At 68.8% G+C, this 16,461-nt stretch carries 13 protein-coding genes and 1 pseudogene; 4 read left to right on the top strand and 10 right to left on the bottom strand.

What is annotated here, in order from left to right; genetic code table 11:
- Both R6V09_RS00945 and R6V09_RS00940 read right to left on the bottom strand, forming a co-directional pair.
- Positions 1–166, bottom strand: a pseudogene (locus R6V09_RS00945) (IclR family transcriptional regulator); the annotation flags it as partial.
- Between the two features lie 22 nt (positions 167–188).
- Positions 189–614, bottom strand: a complete 426-nt coding sequence (locus R6V09_RS00940) for a MarR family winged helix-turn-helix transcriptional regulator (RefSeq protein WP_262057552.1) — start codon at positions 612–614, stop codon at positions 189–191.
- Between the two features lie 278 nt (positions 615–892).
- On the opposite strand from R6V09_RS00940, the gene R6V09_RS00935 reads away from it, so the two are divergent.
- Genes R6V09_RS00935 through R6V09_RS00920 form a run of 4 tightly spaced genes read left to right on the top strand, consistent with a single transcriptional unit; the run spans position 893 to position 4,683 of the window.
- Complete coding sequence (locus R6V09_RS00935) at positions 893–1,810, top strand: SDR family NAD(P)-dependent oxidoreductase (RefSeq protein WP_317879367.1); 918 nt, start codon at positions 893–895, stop codon at positions 1,808–1,810.
- Between the two features lie 11 nt (positions 1,811–1,821).
- The gene (locus R6V09_RS00930; RefSeq protein WP_317879371.1) at positions 1,822–2,691 is read left to right on the top strand and encodes an amidohydrolase family protein; all 870 of its coding nucleotides are present in this window, start codon (positions 1,822–1,824) and stop codon (positions 2,689–2,691) included.
- A 10-nt stretch (positions 2,692–2,701) separates the two neighbouring features.
- A complete protein-coding gene (locus R6V09_RS00925) occupies positions 2,702–4,213 on the top strand; it encodes an acyl-CoA synthetase (RefSeq protein WP_317879366.1) in 1,512 nt (503 codons plus the stop codon).
- Positions 4,214–4,227: 14 nt separating this feature from the next.
- On the top strand, positions 4,228–4,683 hold the full coding sequence (locus R6V09_RS00920) for a MaoC family dehydratase (RefSeq protein WP_200714626.1): 456 nt from the start codon (positions 4,228–4,230) through the stop codon (positions 4,681–4,683).
- Between the two features lie 28 nt (positions 4,684–4,711).
- On the opposite strand, the gene R6V09_RS00915 is transcribed toward R6V09_RS00920, so the two are convergent.
- From R6V09_RS00915 to R6V09_RS00880, 8 genes are all read right to left on the bottom strand, one after another.
- A complete protein-coding gene (locus R6V09_RS00915; RefSeq protein ID WP_317879365.1) occupies positions 4,712–5,548 on the bottom strand; it encodes a hypothetical protein in 837 nt (278 codons plus the stop codon).
- Positions 5,548–7,221, bottom strand: coding sequence for a histidinol-phosphatase (locus R6V09_RS00910; protein ID WP_317879364.1), 1,674 nt, complete (start codon positions 7,219–7,221; stop codon positions 5,548–5,550). The genes R6V09_RS00915 and R6V09_RS00910 overlap by 1 nt, the downstream gene beginning before the upstream one ends.
- A gap of 27 nt (positions 7,222–7,248) precedes the next feature.
- Positions 7,249–9,102, bottom strand: coding sequence for a LamG-like jellyroll fold domain-containing protein (locus R6V09_RS00905; RefSeq protein WP_317879363.1), 1,854 nt, complete (start codon positions 9,100–9,102; stop codon positions 7,249–7,251).
- A 53-nt stretch (positions 9,103–9,155) separates the two neighbouring features.
- Positions 9,156–12,077, bottom strand: coding sequence for a glycoside hydrolase family 2 TIM barrel-domain containing protein (locus R6V09_RS00900; protein WP_317879362.1), 2,922 nt, complete (start codon positions 12,075–12,077; stop codon positions 9,156–9,158).
- Positions 12,077–12,940 (bottom strand): carbohydrate ABC transporter permease, encoded by an 864-nt coding sequence (locus tag R6V09_RS00895; protein WP_317879361.1) that lies wholly within the window; start codon positions 12,938–12,940, stop codon positions 12,077–12,079. Before R6V09_RS00895 ends, R6V09_RS00900 begins: the two co-directional genes overlap by 1 nt.
- A 13-nt stretch (positions 12,941–12,953) precedes the next feature.
- Positions 12,954–13,913: a carbohydrate ABC transporter permease gene (locus R6V09_RS00890; protein ID WP_317879360.1), complete on the bottom strand. Its 960-nt coding sequence runs from the start codon at positions 13,911–13,913 to the stop codon at positions 12,954–12,956.
- Positions 13,913–15,199, bottom strand: a complete 1,287-nt coding sequence (locus R6V09_RS00885; RefSeq protein WP_317879359.1) for an ABC transporter substrate-binding protein — start codon at positions 15,197–15,199, stop codon at positions 13,913–13,915. Before R6V09_RS00885 ends, R6V09_RS00890 begins: the two co-directional genes overlap by 1 nt.
- A 98-nt stretch (positions 15,200–15,297) precedes the next feature.
- Positions 15,298–16,314, bottom strand: coding sequence for a carbohydrate kinase family protein (locus R6V09_RS00880; protein ID WP_317879358.1), 1,017 nt, complete (start codon positions 16,312–16,314; stop codon positions 15,298–15,300).
- Positions 16,315–16,461: the final 147 nt, after the last annotated feature.

The following is a 16,461-nucleotide window of genomic DNA, read 5'->3' as shown; positions in this document are numbered from 1 at the left end:
GGCCGATGTCGGACAGCGACAGCGCCGCGTGCTCGTGGTCGAAGGCGGCGAGCACGGCGAGCAGCCGGTCGGGAGCGGAACGCGCGGTGCGCGCGGACCGCGTCGCGGGCGTGGACCGGGCGGTCGTTTCGGACTGAACGGTCGTCCCGGACCGGGTGGTGGTCATCGCCGTGCCTCCTTGTCCGGCGTCAGGCGAGTCCGTCCTCGGCGACCTGTTGCAGCAACGTGTGCAGGGTCTCCCGCTGGGTCGCGTCCAGCGGGCCGAGCAGTTCGTTCGTCACCCGCAGGCCGGCCTCGTCCGTGTCGCGAAGGAAGCCGCGGCCGTCCTCCGTCAGGACCACGATGCGGCTTCGCCGGTCGTCGGGGGAAGGGCGCCGCTCGGCGAATCCCAGCTTCTCCAGGTCGTCGACCAGGCCGACGATCGCGCTCGGGTCGTAGCCGAGACGCGTGCTCAGTTCGCGCTGGAGGGCGCCCTCGGACGTGGCCAGGAAACGGAGCAGCGCGTAGTGGCGCAGGCGCAGGCCCGACTCCTGGAGGAACGTGTTGAAGAGCTGGCCGGAGCGCAGGCCCAGCCGGTACAGGAGGTAACCGGTGTCCGCGTGCAGCCCGCGCATCCACGGCTCGTGCGCGTCGATCGGGGGATTCGCGGCGTGCTGCTGGCGGGCGATGGCGGGCTCCCTGGGTCGAGGCCCCGGGCGGGGCGTGCGGTGGTTCGGGGCCAGTGTGACGCACATGGTCCATCGGCAACAACTATTGACGTCAACAATTATTGCTCTTAGCTTCGATCTCGAAGCCGCACCGGTGCCGCTCGCAGTCGTCGCAGTCCTCGCGCTCTTCGCAGTGACGGTCCCGGTGTGTCGTACCGCAGCCTCGTCTTGTGAAGGGACCGCTCGTGTCCAGCATCGATCTGACCGGCAAGGTCGCCGTCGTCACCGGCAGCGGCCGGGGCCTCGGCCTCGCCTACGCCCACGCCCTGGCCGCCCACGGCGCGTCCGTGGTCGTCAACGACATCGACGAGGCGGTGGCCGACCAGGCCGTGAAGTCGATCACCGAGGCGGGCGGCACCGCCGTCGCCGAGGTCGTCCCGGTCGGCACGACGGAGGCCGCCGAGCGGCTGGTCGGCCGTGCCGTCGAGGAGTTCGGGCGGCTCGACGTCCTGGTCACCAACGCGGGCATCCTGCGCGACAAGGTGCTGTGGAAGATGACCGACGAGGACTTCGACGCGGTGATCACCACCCACCTCAAGGGCACCTTCACCTGCGCCCGCGCCGCCGCCGTACGGATGCGCGAACAGGGCGAGGGCGGCAGCCTGATCCTGGTCGGCTCGCCGGCCGGCCAGCGCGGCAACTTCGGCCAGACGAACTACTCGGCCGCCAAGGCCGGCATCGCCGCCTTCACCCGCACCTGGTCGATGGAACTGGGCCGGGCCGGCATCACCGTCAACGCGATCGTGCCGGTCGCCGCGACCGCGATGACCGAGACGATCCCCGCGTTCGCCCCCTACGTCGAGGCCATGAAGAACGGCGAGGCGCTGCCCGACTTCCTCCGCAAGGGCGAGGGCTTCGGCACCCCCGAGGACTGCGCCGCCCTCGTCCCCTTCCTCGCCTCCGGGGCCGCGCGCTCCATCACCGGCCAGGCCATCGGCATCGGCGGTGACAAGGTGGCACTCTGGTCCCACCCGCAGGAGATCAGCACGGCCTACGCCGACGGCGGCTGGACCCCCGAAACCCTGGCCGTCGCCTTCGCCACCTCGGTGGGCGCCGAACTCCAGTCGGTGGGCATTCCCGCACCGAAGCTGCCGGAGGCGTGATGGCACCCCCCATGGACATCGACGGACTCGTCGCGATCGACGTCCACACCCACGCGGAGGTGTCCTCCAAGGGCCACTCCTCCCTGGACGACGACCTGCACGACGCCTCCTCCGCCTACTTCAAGGTCGAGGGCAAGCGGAAGCCGACCCTGGAGGAGACCGCCGCGTACTACCGCGAGCGGAGCATGGCCGCCGTGATCTTCACGGTCGACGCCGAGTCCGCGACCGGCACCGAGCCCGTCCCGAACGAGGAGGTCGCCGAGGCCGCCGCCGCCAACGCGGACGTGCTCATCCCCTTCGCGTCCATCGACCCGTTCCGGGGCCGGGCGGGCGTGAAGCAGGCGCGTCGGCTGGTCGAGGAGTACGGGGTGAAGGGCTTCAAGTTCCACCCCAACATCCAGGGCTTCTTCCCGAACGACCGGGCCGTGGCCTACGCCCTGTACGAGGTCATCGAGGAGACGGGCGCCATCGCCCTCTTCCACACCGGCCAGACGGGCATCGGCGCGGGGGTACCGGGAGGCGGCGGCATCCGCCTCAAGTACTCCAACCCCCTCCATGTGGACGACGTCGCCGCCGACTTCCCCCAACTCAAGATCATCCTGGCGCACCCGTCCTTCCCCTGGCAGGACGAGGCCCTCGCCGTCGCCACCCACAAGCCGGGCGTGCACATCGACCTGTCCGGCTGGTCGCCGAAGTACTTCCCGCCGCAGCTGGTGCAGTACGCCAACACCCTGCTCAAGGACAAGGTCCTCTTCGGCTCCGACTACCCCGTCCTCACCCCGGACCGCTGGCTCGCCGACTTCGAGAAGCTGCCGATCAAGGACGAGGTCAGGCCGAAGATCCTCAAGGAGAACGCCGCCCGCCTCCTCGGACTGACGTAAGGGGCACCGGATGCGCAACGAGGGACTGGGGTCGTGGCCCGCACGCCGGGCCCGCAAGACCCCGCACCGCACGGCTTTGGTACACGGTGGGTCGTCGACCGACTACGGCACATTGCATACACGAACCACACGCCTGGCCCACGCGCTCCGGACAAGCGGCGTCCGCCGCGGCGACCGCATCGCCTATCTCGGCCCCAACCACCCCTCCTACCTGGAGACCCTGTTCGCGGCGGGCACGCTCGGCGCGGTCTTCGTCCCCCTCAACGCCCGCCTCACCGCCCCGGAGATCGCCTACCAACTCGCCGACTCCGGAGCCAGGATCCTGGTCCACGGCCCGACGCACGCCGGTCTCGTCGCCGGACTGCCGGGCAGCACCGACGTCCGCACCTACGTCGAAGTCGGCACCGAATACGAGGAGTTGCTCGCCGGGGTCGCGTCCGCAGCCGAACCCGTCGACGAACGCGTCACCGCCGACGACACCTGCATCATCATGTACACCTCGGGCACGACCGGCCGCCCCAAGGGCGCCATGCTCACCCACGGCAACCTGACCTGGAACGCCCTCAACGTCCTCGTCGACACCGACCTGATCGCCGACGAACGTGCCCTGGTCTCCGCCCCGTTGTTCCACACGGCCGGCCTCAACATGCTCACCCTGCCGGTGCTGCTCAAGGGCGGTACCTGTGTCCTGGTCGAGGCCTTCGACCCGGACGCCACCTTCGACCTGGTCGAACAGCACCGGATCACCTTCATGTTCGGGGTGCCGACGATGTTCGACCAGATCGCCCGGCATCCCCGCTGGGCCGACGCCGACCTGTCCTCGCTGCGCATCCTCACCTGCGGCGGCTCCCCGGTCCCGTCACCGCTGATCTCCACTTACCAAGAGCGGGGCCTGACCTTCCTCCAGGGCTACGGCATGACGGAGGCCTCGCCCGGAACCCTGTTCCTGGACGCCGAACACGCGGTGAGCAAGGCGGGTTCGGCGGGCGTGCCGCACTTCTTCAGCGACGTACGGGTCGTACGGCCGGACCTCACCCCCGCCGACGTCGGCGAGACCGGCGAGGTCGTGGTGCGCGGACCGCATGTCATGCCCGGCTACTGGGGGCTGCCCGAGGAGACGGCCGCGGTCTTCGCCGACGGCTGGTTCCGCAGCGGGGACGCGGCCCGGACCGACGACGACGGGTACGTGTACATCGTCGACCGTATGAAGGACATGATCATCTCCGGTGGGGAGAACATCTACCCCGCCGAGATCGAGGACCTGCTCCTGGCCCACCCCGACGTCGTCGAGTGCGCGGTCATCGGCGTCGCGGACGACAAGTGGGGCGAGGTGCCACGGGCGGTCGTCGTACCGCGGGAAGGTGCCTCGCTGGACCCCGACGAGGTACTGGCCTCGCTGGCCGGCCGCCTGGCCAAGTACAAGATCCCCAAGTCGGTGGTGGTCGCGGACGAACTCCCGCGCACCGCCTCGGGGAAGCTCCTCAAGTCCCGGGTGCGCAAGCGCTTCGGCACCAACTCTTAAGTAGGGAAGGCGATATGGGCATCACCGTCAACGGCCTCGACGAACTCAAGAAGCTCGCGGGCAGCGACCTCGGCACCAGTGAGTGGATCGAGGTCACCCAGGAACGCATCGACACCTTCGCCGACGCGACGGGAGACCACCAGTGGATCCACGTCGACCCGGAGAAGGCCGCGGCGGGCCCCTTCGGCGCGCCCATTGCGCACGGCTATCTGACCCTCTCCCTCTTCATCCCGCTCTTCACCGAACTGCTGGACGTCGAGGGCGTGTCCACGAAGGTCAACTACGGCCTGAACAAGGTGCGTTTCCCCGCACCGGTCAAGGTGGGTTCGCGGATCCGGCTCGTCGCGAAGCTCGCCTCGGTGGAGGACGTGCCGGGCGGGGTGCAGATCGCCGTCGACGGAACGATCGAGATCGACGGCGGGCCGAAGCCCGCCGCCGTCCTGCAGAGTCTCTCGCGGTTCTACGCCTGACCGGCGGCTGCTGTCGACTGCTGTTTGTCTACTGCTGCCTGTACGAGTAGACGCTGGTCGACACCACGCACACGCCCGGCTGCACGACCTCGGCACGCAACGTGCCGCTGTTCACGTCGTAGTCGATGCCCTCGGCCTCGAACGTGCCCGTGCAGATGCTGCGTTGGGGCAGCGCGAACAGGCTCGTCACCGTGCCGGTGATCGGCTGGCCGTCCAGCTTGTGCGGCAGGTCGACCTGGAGGAGCGGGCGGATCTCGGGGAACTTGGTCCCCGAGGCGTCGTCCGAGACGCACACCAGGCGGGTGTCCGTCACGAAGTCGCAGCCCTGGATGTCGTTCACCGTCTTGTCCAGGGTGATCTGCCCGGCCTGCGGCAGCGTTCCGCCCGTCGCCGGAGTGGACGGGTTGAGCAGGGGAGTGGGGAAGACCTGGAGTCTGGACTGGTCGCCCCACTCGCCCGACACCATCCACTGCGTGTCGGGCGAGATGGCGTCGAACGAGTTGTTGATCTTCTCGCCCGAGTCGAGCGGGTGGACGTACGTGTAGCGCGTCCCGGACGGCGTGGTGACCGCGAACATCTTGGACGTGCCCGTGTCGGCGGCCTGGTAGGCGTCGAAGACGTAGCCGTTCGCGATGTCCGGGTCACCGATGTGGTTCCAGCCCTGGATGCGCAGATCCACCGGGATGGATGCCAGTCCGCGGTACAGCAGCGAGCCGTCCGCCTGGCTGGCGACACCCTCACCGCCGCCGAGACTGCCGGTGTACGCCGTGCCGGTCTCCACCCAGGTGGTGGCGGCCGAGGCGGTGCTCACGCCGAGCGTGAAAGCACTCAATAAGCAAGCGAGGAGGGTGAGTTGACGCTTCATCAGTTACCTGCCAGGTCGACGAAGATGGGGTTGGAATAGAACCATGTGTCGGCCCACGGGTCACCGTTTCCGGGCTCGTGGGGGATCGGGCCGTGCGGGTCGGTCGCGGCACCGAGGTAGCCCGCCCCGTGCCGCTTGCCGTCGCTGCCGCGCAGCCGCAGGTAGAAGGACTCGTCCCCGGCGGTCACCGGGATGCGCAGGGTGTACGTCCCCTTGCGGCCGCTCACGTCCGCCGTACGCACGACCTTCGTGTCCGGCGCCCGCCACGCGTCCCGGTCGGACACCGCACCGCGTACCGCGCCCCGGATCACGTCCACGTGCGCCAACTCCGGCAGGATTCCCTGGGCGTTGGGGCGCGAGGCGGTCGTCACCGTGACGCTCAGCGTGAGTCTGTCGCCCTTGCGGACCCGCAGTCGGCCGCCCAGCGTGACGCCCCGGCCGGGGTCGCAGTCCCGCTTCAGGCGGACATCGAGCCCGTCCAGCAGATGCCCGTGGTCGACCCAGACCCGGCCCGCGCGCATCCCCGCCATCACCGCGCCGTAGCCGTAACGGGTCACACCGACATGCGTGCGGCTGAACTCGCCGGGCCAGAAGTCGCTGCCGGGCTGCGGGGCGCCGGTCTGCACCGGGTCGGGCAGCTTGCCGGTGTTGTCGAAGTTCTGCCCGTCGGGCCAGGCACCGTTGGCCCAAGTGTCGTAGACCGTACGGTGGTTGTCGGAGTTCGTGGTGATCGAGAACAGCCGGCCCTCGGCCAGCATCGAGTCCCACAGCCCGCCGACGGTCGCCGTCGCCCAGTCGAAACCGCCGTACGTCAGATACGCGTCCGCCGGATAACCCGACCAGGACTGCGCCGACGGCTTGTTCTCGTACTCGCCGCGGATCGACGTCGCACCACGCCAGCCGGGCAGGGCCGCGCCCTGGGCGCCGGGCGCACCCTCCATGCCGATCATGATCTCGGGGGCCGCGTCCCGCCAGGCCCGTATCTCGTGCGGGGAGTCGATGCCGAGGCGCAGCGGGTGGTTGGCGAGGACCAGGACGTCGTCGACGTAGCCCGAACGGCGCTGCTCCGCCAGCCACTTGATGGCCTTCACGGCGTGAGCCTCGTTGCGCGCGGTGTCCGTCGCTCCGGCCGAGCCTTCCGTGTAGCCCAACAGCTTGCCGTCGTAGGCGAGTTCGAACTGCGTGAGCAGATCCACCTCGTGGCGGCCGGGTGCGGCGAACACCGTGCAGTGCTCGGCGGCCGGGATGTACCACTCCAGGCCCTGGAAGATCAGCTGGCGCGGGTTCTCGGCGCGTGCCTTGAGGATCTCGGCGTGCTCCAACTTCGCGCCGTAGTTGGCGTGTCCGAAGTTGGAGTGCTCGTTGAACACCATCCAGTCGAGGCCGTACTTCGCGGCGGCCGTCGCCTGCTGGGAGAACGTGTACTTCGCGTCGTGGCTGTACACGGAGTGCACATGGTGGTCGCCGACAAGGTAGGCGAGGCGCGGGTCGTTGCCGCCGTAGCCCCGCCCGGCCGCCACCGCGGGCGTGGCGAGCGGGCCTGCGCCGAGGGTGAACGCGGCGCCGAACAGGCCCGCGCGGCGCAGGAGTTGACGTCGGGAGACGCCTTGGGCGTCGAGGGCGGTGGGGGAGACGGACGGGTCGGCCCAGGTGGGCAGTTGCTGCTCGGCCATGATCTTTGTGAGTCCTCTGGAGGGCTGTCAGTGGGTCATGAAGGAGGTCACGGGCAGCGCCCGGGAGACGATCCGGACGTCGCCGAGGCGGCCGTGCAGGATCTGGTCGATCTTGTCCGCGTACTCGTATCCGCCGAGCAGCCAGGGCCGGCCGGAGGACGCGATGCCGATCGCGGGGGCGTGCGGGTTGCGGGCCACCGGGCAGCCCTGGACGTACATCGTGGTGTGCCGTCCGTCGTTGACGACGGCGAGGTGCCACCAGATCTCGGGGTCGGTCTCGTCACCCCAGTTGGTGGCCAACTGCTGCTGGTTCAGGGGGTGTACGGCCCACTGCGGGCCCGGCCCGTCGGACAGGGAGAGGGTGGCGAGGGGCTCGTCGGGGTCGTCCGTCACCGTGCCGACGGAGCCGTTGCGGCCGGTACGGCTGACCAGACCGGCCCAGGCATTGTGCGAGGCGTTCCAGTCGGCGGGCAGCCAGTAGAACGCCTCGATGGTGTAACCGTCCCTGAACGTCGCCGAGTTGAGCGGCGCGCCGTCGACGGTCCGCAGGTAGGCGCCCTTCAGCGGGGACTTGTAGCCCGTGAACTCCAGGCTGCCGTGGCCGGGTTGGTCGGGGTGGTGGTCCGCCGACCAGCCGAGGGTGCCGCCGTTCACGGAGACCACGGCGAGGTCGTTGCCGCGGCCGGACAGGTCACGGACGGTGCCGGAGACCGGGGACTCGAAACGCCAGTAGGCCGCCGTGCCCGGGATCAGCATCCTCGACGCGGGGCGCGCCGCGCGGACCGGCACCGGGTCGAAGCCCGCGAAGCGGTCCGCGAAGTCGATGCCGACGGAGAACCGGTCGGCGTCGCCGCTGAGTTCGATCTCCTGCCGCTCCAGCTCGTTGAGGCCCTTCGCCGCCCGGCCCAGGATCCACGGCGACACCGTCTCCACGTCGATGACGTCGCGGTCCAGGTCGAAGTGGTAGAGGCGGATCATCGCCGCGCCGCCGAAGTAACGGTTCTGATAGTTCGTCAGGTGCAGGTGGACGTCATTCCCCGCCGCGTTCTTGCGCGTTGCCCGGCGAGCCGGCCAGTAGTGGCCGTTCAGGGTCAGGAAGATCTGGTCGTGGTCCGCGATCAGCTGGTCCCACAGCTGCTGCCCGTAGTCCGACAACGTGTCGTCGTCCACGACCAGTTCGTGCGTGGTGAGAATGACCGGCGTCTTCGGGTGCCGCGCGATGACGTCCTTCGCCCACGCGTAGCCCTTCGCCGACAGCCGCCAGTCCAGCGCCAGCACGAGCCACTCCCGCCCGGCCGCCTTGAACACGTGGTACGTGTTGTAGCCGTCCGAAGAGGCGCCGCCGAACGTGGACTTGTTCTTGAACCGCTGCGGGCCGAACGCGTCCAGGTAGGGCGACGAGCCGCGCTGGTCGTCGGTCGACGACTTGATGTCGTGGTTGCCGGCCAGCACGCTGTAGCCGACGCCCCGCCGGTCCAGCAGCTTGAACGCCTCCCCGATGGCGGTGAATTCGGGCACGGCTCCGTTCTGCGTCAGGTCGCCCAGATGGGACAGGAAGACGATGTTGTCGTCCTTGCCGTGCTCCAGGAGATAGCGCAGTGATGCCTCGATCGGCGCCTTGTCGATGCTCGGCCCGTCGAAGAGGTACTGGGTGTCCGGCATCACGGCGAGCGTGAAGCGTCGGCTGTCGGTGTCGGGCCGCCAACTCGCCGTCGCCGACGCCGAGATCGGGTCTGCCTCGGCGACGCCCGGCAGCGCGACACCGGCCGTGGCGGCGGCGCCGAGCAGCGCAGTCGCCCGGAGGAAACTGCGTCGCCCGGCGCCGGCCTGGGCCGTCTCGCACTGATCGTGCTCATACTCGTGCTCATGCGAAGTACACATGTGGTGCTCCGTACAGGGTGAGTGCTCGTGAAAGCTGCTGAGAACTGGGGAGTTCAGAGAACGCGCAGGGTCCAGCTCCAGCGATGGACACCCGGTGCGACGAGATACTGCGGTGTGGTGTCGGGCCCGCACGAAGCCGTGCCCAACCCCCGGTGCGCCGCGTCGAGATGCACTACACAGGACGCACGCGGCACCAGCTCGTCGTGATGCCGTACGGCGGTCAGATCCTCGGCGCGATGGCGGGTCACCGAGACCTGGCGGGGCTCGTCGAGTTCGACCGTGAGACCGGTGGCGTCCGGTGCCGACAGCGTGAACCGCCGTACCCCGTGCCGGCCACCGCTCTCCTGCGGGCGCAGATACGGGGTGAACAACTCGTCGACGGGGACCGAGTGGTGGCCCACGGGCGCGCCCGTGCTGCGGTCGGGGTACGACTCCCATGGACCCCGGCCGAACCACTCCAGCAGATCAAGACCCGGCACCGTCTCGAACACGGTGCCCACCCGGGCCACGTCGTCGAACTCCTCGGGCAGCTCGGCCGACTCCTCGACCCGCACCCCGCCCCCGACCGGAGTGAACACCTGGCAGTGCCGGACGACACCGACGGCCCCGGCGTACTCGGCGACCGTGGTCACCCGCTCGCCGTCCCGCCGTACCGAAACGACCTTGCGGACCAGCGAGTCGAGCCCCCAGGTTCGCCAGCGCGCCGCCATACCGCCCAACTCGTCGTTGTCGGTGGGCGCCCGCCACAGGGACAGGGTCGGGGCGAGGGCCAGCAGCGGGTGGAGCAGCAGGCCCTCCCCGTCGACCTCGACACGGCCGCCGCCAACCACCGGCGGTGTCACGGGAGTTGCCGCCCGCAGCCGTACCTGGGGCGCGCACACCTCCGTGCCGCGCGGCGCCCACACCTGGTCCTCGGCGGTGGTCACCCGCAGCGTCAGCCAGGCCTCGCCGCCGTCCTCCGGCAGCGCGAACGGCAGCGGTACGGCCGCCGTCTCACCCGGGCGCAGGGCGGGCAGTTCGGCCGGAGCGATCAGCGTGCGGCCGTCCGCGAGCGCCAACTCCCAAGTCCCGGACAGCCATTCGAGGCCCCGGAAGTGCTGGTGGTTGCCGAGGACGATGCCCTCGTGCCGGAAGCACTCGATACGCACCGGCGCCGCGATCTCCCGGTGCTCGAACATCACCGGCTTGGGCGTGCGGTCGGGAAACACCACGCCGTCCGCGATGAACGCGCCGTCGTGGATCGCCTCGCCGAAGTCACCGCCGTACGCCCAGCGTTGACCGGGCGCGGTGACACCGTTGTCATACAGTCCGGCGCCCGCGCGGCCGGTGGGTCTTCCGTCGCTCACACGCTGCAGGATTCCGTGGTCCCAGAACTCCCAGATGAAGCCGCCCTGAAGACCCGGGGTTGACTCGATGGCAGCCCAGTGGTCCGCGAGGGTCCCGTTGCTGTTGCCCATCGCGTGCGAGTACTCGCACTGGATCAACGGCTTGGTCTGCTCACCGGACAGCGCGTGCGCGACACAGTCCTCCAACGGCGCGTACATCGGACACGCGATGTCGGAGGCCAGGCCCGGATCGGCCCAACCGCGCTTGGCCGCACCCTCGTACTGGATCGGTCTCGTGGGGTCGTGCCGTCTGACCCAGCCTGCCGCCGCGTCGTGGTTGGCGCCGTAGTCGGACTCGTTGCCCAGCGACCAGACGATGATCGACGGGTGGTTCTTGTCCCGCAGCACCATCCGCGACACCCGGTCCACGAACGCGTTCAGATAGCGCGGGTCGTCCGCGATCTCGTGCGCGTGGTCGTGCGACTCGATGTCCGCCTCGTCGACGACATACAGACCGAGCTCGTCGGCCAGGTCGTACAGCGCCGGGTCGTTCGGGTAGTGCGAGGTGCGGACCGCGTTGAATCCGAACCGCTTGAGCAGCACCAGATCCGCGCGCATGTCGTCGTACGACACCGTCCGGCCGGTCAGCGGATGGAAGTCGTGCCGGTTGACACCCCGGATGAACATCCGCTCACCGTTGACGAGCAGGTCCCGCCCGACGATCTCCACGTCACGGAAACCGATGCGCCGGTACGACATGTCGGCGACCGTTCCGTCGGCCCGGTGCAGCCGGACCGTCAGGCCGTACAGCTCGGGCGTCTCGGCGTTCCAGGTGCGCACCTCGGGGACGGACGCCCGGATACGGGCCTCGCCGAGGAAGTCGGAGACGCGGTCGTCCTCGGCGTTGAAACGGTCGAACTCCCCGTCCTGGGTGAGGAGTTGACCGTCGAGATCGCCACTGATGTACCACCCGGCGGGCAGCGCACCGCCCGCGTTCCGCACCTGGCAGTCGACCAGCAGATCGCCGTCGTAGCGCGCCCGCACGGTAACGTCCGCGAGATGCAGCGGGTCGGTCGCGTACAGCAGCACCGCCCGCGAGATGCCCCCGTGCCACCACTGGTCCTGGTCCTCGATGTGCGAGGCGTCCGACCACTTGACCACCGTCAGCCGTACGGCGGCCGGCTCACCGGGACGTACGACGCCCGACAGATCGAAGTCGGCGGCGAGATGGGAGTCCTTGGAGATGCCGACGGGCCGCCCGTCCACGTGCACGAGCAGCACACTCTCGGCGGCCCCGACCTGGAGCACGATGCGCCGACCGGCCCACTCGGCGGGGACGTCCACCTCACGCTCGTAGACACCCGTCGGATTGTCGGCGGGCGACAGTGGAGGGAATTCTGCATACGGCATACGGACGTTCGTGTACTGCGGAAGGTCGTCCGTATCCTGCATGGTCCATACGCCGGGCACGTATGCCATGGACCATACGTCGGCCGGCGGGGCGTCGGGCGACGGCAGCAGCTGGAAGCGCCAGTCCCCGTCGAGGGAGACCGCATCCGGTCGGCGGTCGACGGCCGACATGGGCAACCGCCCCCAGGAGGTCACCTCGGGTGACTCCCAGGGGCGGAGCGCGAAGAGCGGGTCGGTCATCAGCGGATGGCTCCCTTGCCGAGGTCGCCGATGATCTGCTTGGCGCCGACCGCGAACACGATCAGCAGGGGGACGAGGGCGAGGAGCGCGCCGGTCATGACCATTCCGTAGTCGGTGGTGCCGTGGGTGCCGTTGAGCTGGGACAGGGCGACCTGGAGGGTGACGTTGTTCGGGTTGGTGAGGGCGATCAGGGGCCAGGCGTAGTCGTTCCACTGGCCCATGAAGGTGAAGATGCCGAGGAAGGCGAGGCCCGGCCGGACCACGGGGAGGGCCACGTGCCAGTACTGGCGCAGGAAGCTCGCGCCGTCGATGCGGGAGGCGTCGAGGAGTTCGTCGTGGATCGCGCTCTTCATGTACTGGCGCATCCAGAAGATGCCGAACGCGTTGGCCGCCGCCGGCACGATCAGCGCGGTCATCGAGCCGATCCAGCCGAGCTTCGCCATGATGACGAACTGCGGGATGGCCGCGAGCTGCGCCGGCACCATGAAGATGACCATCAGCAGGGCGAACAGCACGTTCTTGCCGGGGAAGTGGAACTTGGCGAAGACGAACGCGGCCAGCGAGTCGAAGAGCAGGACCAGGAAGGTCACCGACCCCGCCACTAGCACCGAGTTGAACATCGAGCCGAAGAAGTCGATGTTGTCGAAGAGGCTGCGCACGTTCTCCAGGAAGTGCGTGCCCGGCAGCAGCTTCGGCGGGTAGGAGAAGATCTCCGACGAGGTGTGCGTCGACATGATCACGGCCCAGTAGAACGGGAAGGCCGAGAGCAACACGCCCAGGATCAGGGAGACATGGAGGGCGATGCCGCGGCTCCGGTCGCCCCGGATGCCCTTCGGTCGCCGTGTGCCTTGGAGGAATGCCATGGTGACCGACTCCCTAGTCTTCGCCCCGGCGCTGCACCAGGCGCCAGTTGACGATGGAGAAGATGATGACGACGAGGAAGATGCCCCAGGCCACGGCGGCCCCGTAACCGAAGTCGTTGTTGTCGAAGGTCTGTTGGAAGAAGTACAGGACCATCGTCTGGCCGGAGTGGCCCGGACCGCCCGCGAACGTCGAGTCGTTCGAGGTGTTCTGCAGCAGCACCTGTGGTTCGGAGAAGCTCTGCAGACCGGTGACCGTCGAGATGACGAGCACGAACAGCAGCACCGGGCGCAGCATCGGCAGCGTGATCCGGAAGAAGGTCTGCACCGGTCCGGCGCCGTCCATCCGTGCCGCTTCGTACAGTTCGCTCGGGATGGTCTGCAGACCGGCGAGGAAGATGATCGCGTTGTAGCCGGTCCACTGCCAGGTCATCAGCGTCGCGATGGCGATCTTGATGCCCCACGGTGTGTTCAGCCAGGCGATCTGGTCGATGCCCACCGCCTGCAACAGGGCGTTCACCAGGCCGAAGTTGGTGGAGAACACCGAGCCGAAGACGATCGCGATCGCCACCACCGAGGTGACGTTCGGGAGGAAGTAGGCGAAGCGGTACACGTTCTTGAAGCGGACCGCCGAGTTGAGCATCACGGCCGTGATCATCGCGAGGAAGATCATGGGGAATGTGGCCAGCGCCCAGATGATCAGCGTGTTGCCGATCGAGTTCCAGAAGTCGCTGTCCGCCAGCAGGTACTTGTACTGCGACAGACCCGCCCACTCCATCGAGCCGAGGCCGTCCCAGCGGTGCAGGGAGAGGTAGAACGAGAACCCGACGGGGATCAGCCCGAAGCAGAGGAACAGCAGATAGAACGGGGAGATCGCGGCATACAGATGCCAGTACTTGCGGAAGCCGCTCCTGGGCCGCGAGGTGGCGGACGAACTGTCCACGGCGGCGGGGGGCTTGTCCAGTGCGGTGGCCATCAGTAACTCACCCCCAGGTGGTCCGCGATGCGCCGGCACTTGCTCATGGCGTCACTCCAGGCCTTCTTGGGGTCCTTGCCGAGGACACCGACGTTCTTGATCTCGTCCTTGAGGGGCTGCCCGAGCGCGATGTCGAACGGGCTGTTGTAGGCGACCGTGATCTTCTGCGCGGCCGGCCCGAAGATGTCCATCGTGTCCTGGCCGCCGAAGAAGGGGTCCGCCACACGCACTGTCTTCAGGTCGTACGAGGCGGGGGTGGAGGGGAACAGGCCCGCGTCGACGAAGCCTTGGGCCTGGTTGGCCGCGTTCATCATCCAGGTGATGATCCGGAAGGCCTGCTCGGGCTCGCGGCACGCCTTGGTGATCGACAGGAACGAACCGCCGTTGTTGGCCGGCCGCACCGGCATGTCGGCGACCCGCCACCTGCCCTTGGTCTTCGGCACACCGGTCTTGAGGTCGCTGGTGGCCCAGGAAGCACCCAGCTGACTGGGCAACTTGCCGTCCTGCACGGCCGAGAGCTGGTCCGGGGTGCCGCTGACCAGGTCGGAGACGATCTGGCGCCGCTTGGCCTCCACCGCCAACGCCCAGGCATTGCGCACGTGTTCCTGGTCGCCGATGAAGTGGCGGTCCTTGTCGACGTACCGTTTGGAGCCCTGGTTCACCACGTTCTCGAAGATGCTGTTGACGTCGGTGACCAGAGACGCTCCGGAGACCCGCTTCTTGAGCTGCTCACCCGCCGCGAAGAACTTCTCCCAGGTGTTCAACTCCGCTGACACGTCGGCCGGTTCGTACGGCAGCCCCGCCTTGCGGAACACGGCGTACTGGTAGAAGTGCGCCACCGGACCGCAGTCGATCGGGAAGCCGACCATCGTGCCGTCGTCGGCGATGCCCTGCTCCCACTTCCAAGTCAGGTACTGGCTCTTGTACTTGTCCGCGCCCAGTGTCCTGAGGTCCACGAACTGGTCGGCGTTGGGCAGATAGGACGCCATGTCCTCACCCTTGAGGCCGGCGATGTCGGGGATGTGGGCCCGGCCGGCCATCGTGGTGATCAGCTTCGACCGGTAGTAGCCGCCGATCTTGATCGCCTGGAGGTCGACCGTACTGTCGTAACGCGCCTTGGCGTTCTTGACGACCGTGTCGCCGAGGCCGCCGTCCCAGTACCACAGGACCATGTTCCGGCCGGTGGAACCGGTCGGAACGGCGCAGCCGGACGCCAGGCCGCCGAGCGCCGTGGCGGCCGTACCGGCCAGGCCCGCACGGAGCAGGCCTCTTCGTGAGAGCCGCACAGCTCCCACCGCCTTTCGGATCTGTTCGATCTGTTCGGGTCGTGCATACGAGGGGCGAAGTGGGGGGACTTGCAAAGGACTTGCCAGGTGGTGGGGGGTTACTGCCGTGCGGGGGGAGTGACGGGCGCGTAGGAGACGGGCGGGCCGGGATCGGCCGGGATCCGGTCGACGAGGAAGCCGTATGCAGTCCGCAGTTCGGGATCGCGGACTGTATGCAGCCAACGGTCGACGCCGTACCAGCCGGGTGCCGCCAGCGCGCCGCCGTGGTGCTGGACGGACAGCCCGGCCGCGAGCACCGCGAACCGCAGCCGTTCCTCCAGCGGCCAGCCGCCGAGCGAGGCCGCGACGAAGCTCGCGCCGAACACGTCACCGGCGCCCGTCGCGTCCAGGACGTCGACGTCCAGGGCCGGGACCTCCGCGTACTCGCCCGTCGTCTGGTCGACGGCGATCGCCCCGTCGCCGCCCCGCGTGATCACCGCGACCGGCACCAGTTCGGTGAGGGTGCCGAGCGCCGCGACCGCGCTGTCGGTGCGGGTGTAGGCCATCGCCTCGGCCTCGTTCGGGAGGAAGGCGTGGCACAGGGCGAGCTGGTCGAGCAGGTCACGCGACCACTGCTCGGTGGGGTCCCAGCCGACGTCGGCGTAGATCTGCGTGCCGTTCGCGGAGGCCTTGGCGAGCCAGGCCCGGGGCTCGGCCTCCAGGTGCACCAGCGCCGTCCGCGCCTCGGGCGGGTCGCCCATCAGTACGTCCTGCGAGTACGGCGGTTCCTGGCCGTGGGTGACCAGCGCCCGGTCGTCACCGTGCGCGAGCGAGACGGTGACGGGGGTGTGCCAGCCGTTCGCGGTGCGGGACAGGGAGAGGTCGACGCCCTCCTGGCCGGCGAGGACCTCATGGCAGTACGCGCCGTAGAAGTCGTCGCCGAAGACCGTGGCCAGGGACGTCCTCAGGCCGAAGCGGGACGCGGCGACCGCCAGGTTCGCGATGCCGCCGGGGCCGCAGCCCATGCCGGTCGTCCAGATCTCCTCGCCCGGCGTCGGCGGCTGCCCCAGACCCGTGAGGACGAGGTCGTAGAAGAGCAGCCCGGTCAGCAGCACATCGGGCCGGTCGTCGTCCACGCGCACATCCTCTCGTCGGCACGGCGTCTGGAGAGTTCGTCAAAACTCTTCATTTCGGTGACCGGAATCGTGCGCTGCTCGACGAGATTGGTCAATACCCAAGCAGAACTGAGCATAGAAATGATTGAAGATGACGAGTAGTGTTCG

It is taken from the genome of Streptomyces sp. W16 (assembly GCF_033194735.1).
Classification (GTDB): domain Bacteria; phylum Actinomycetota; class Actinomycetes; order Streptomycetales; family Streptomycetaceae; genus Streptomyces.
This window is presented reverse-complemented; position numbering and strand designations above follow the sequence as displayed.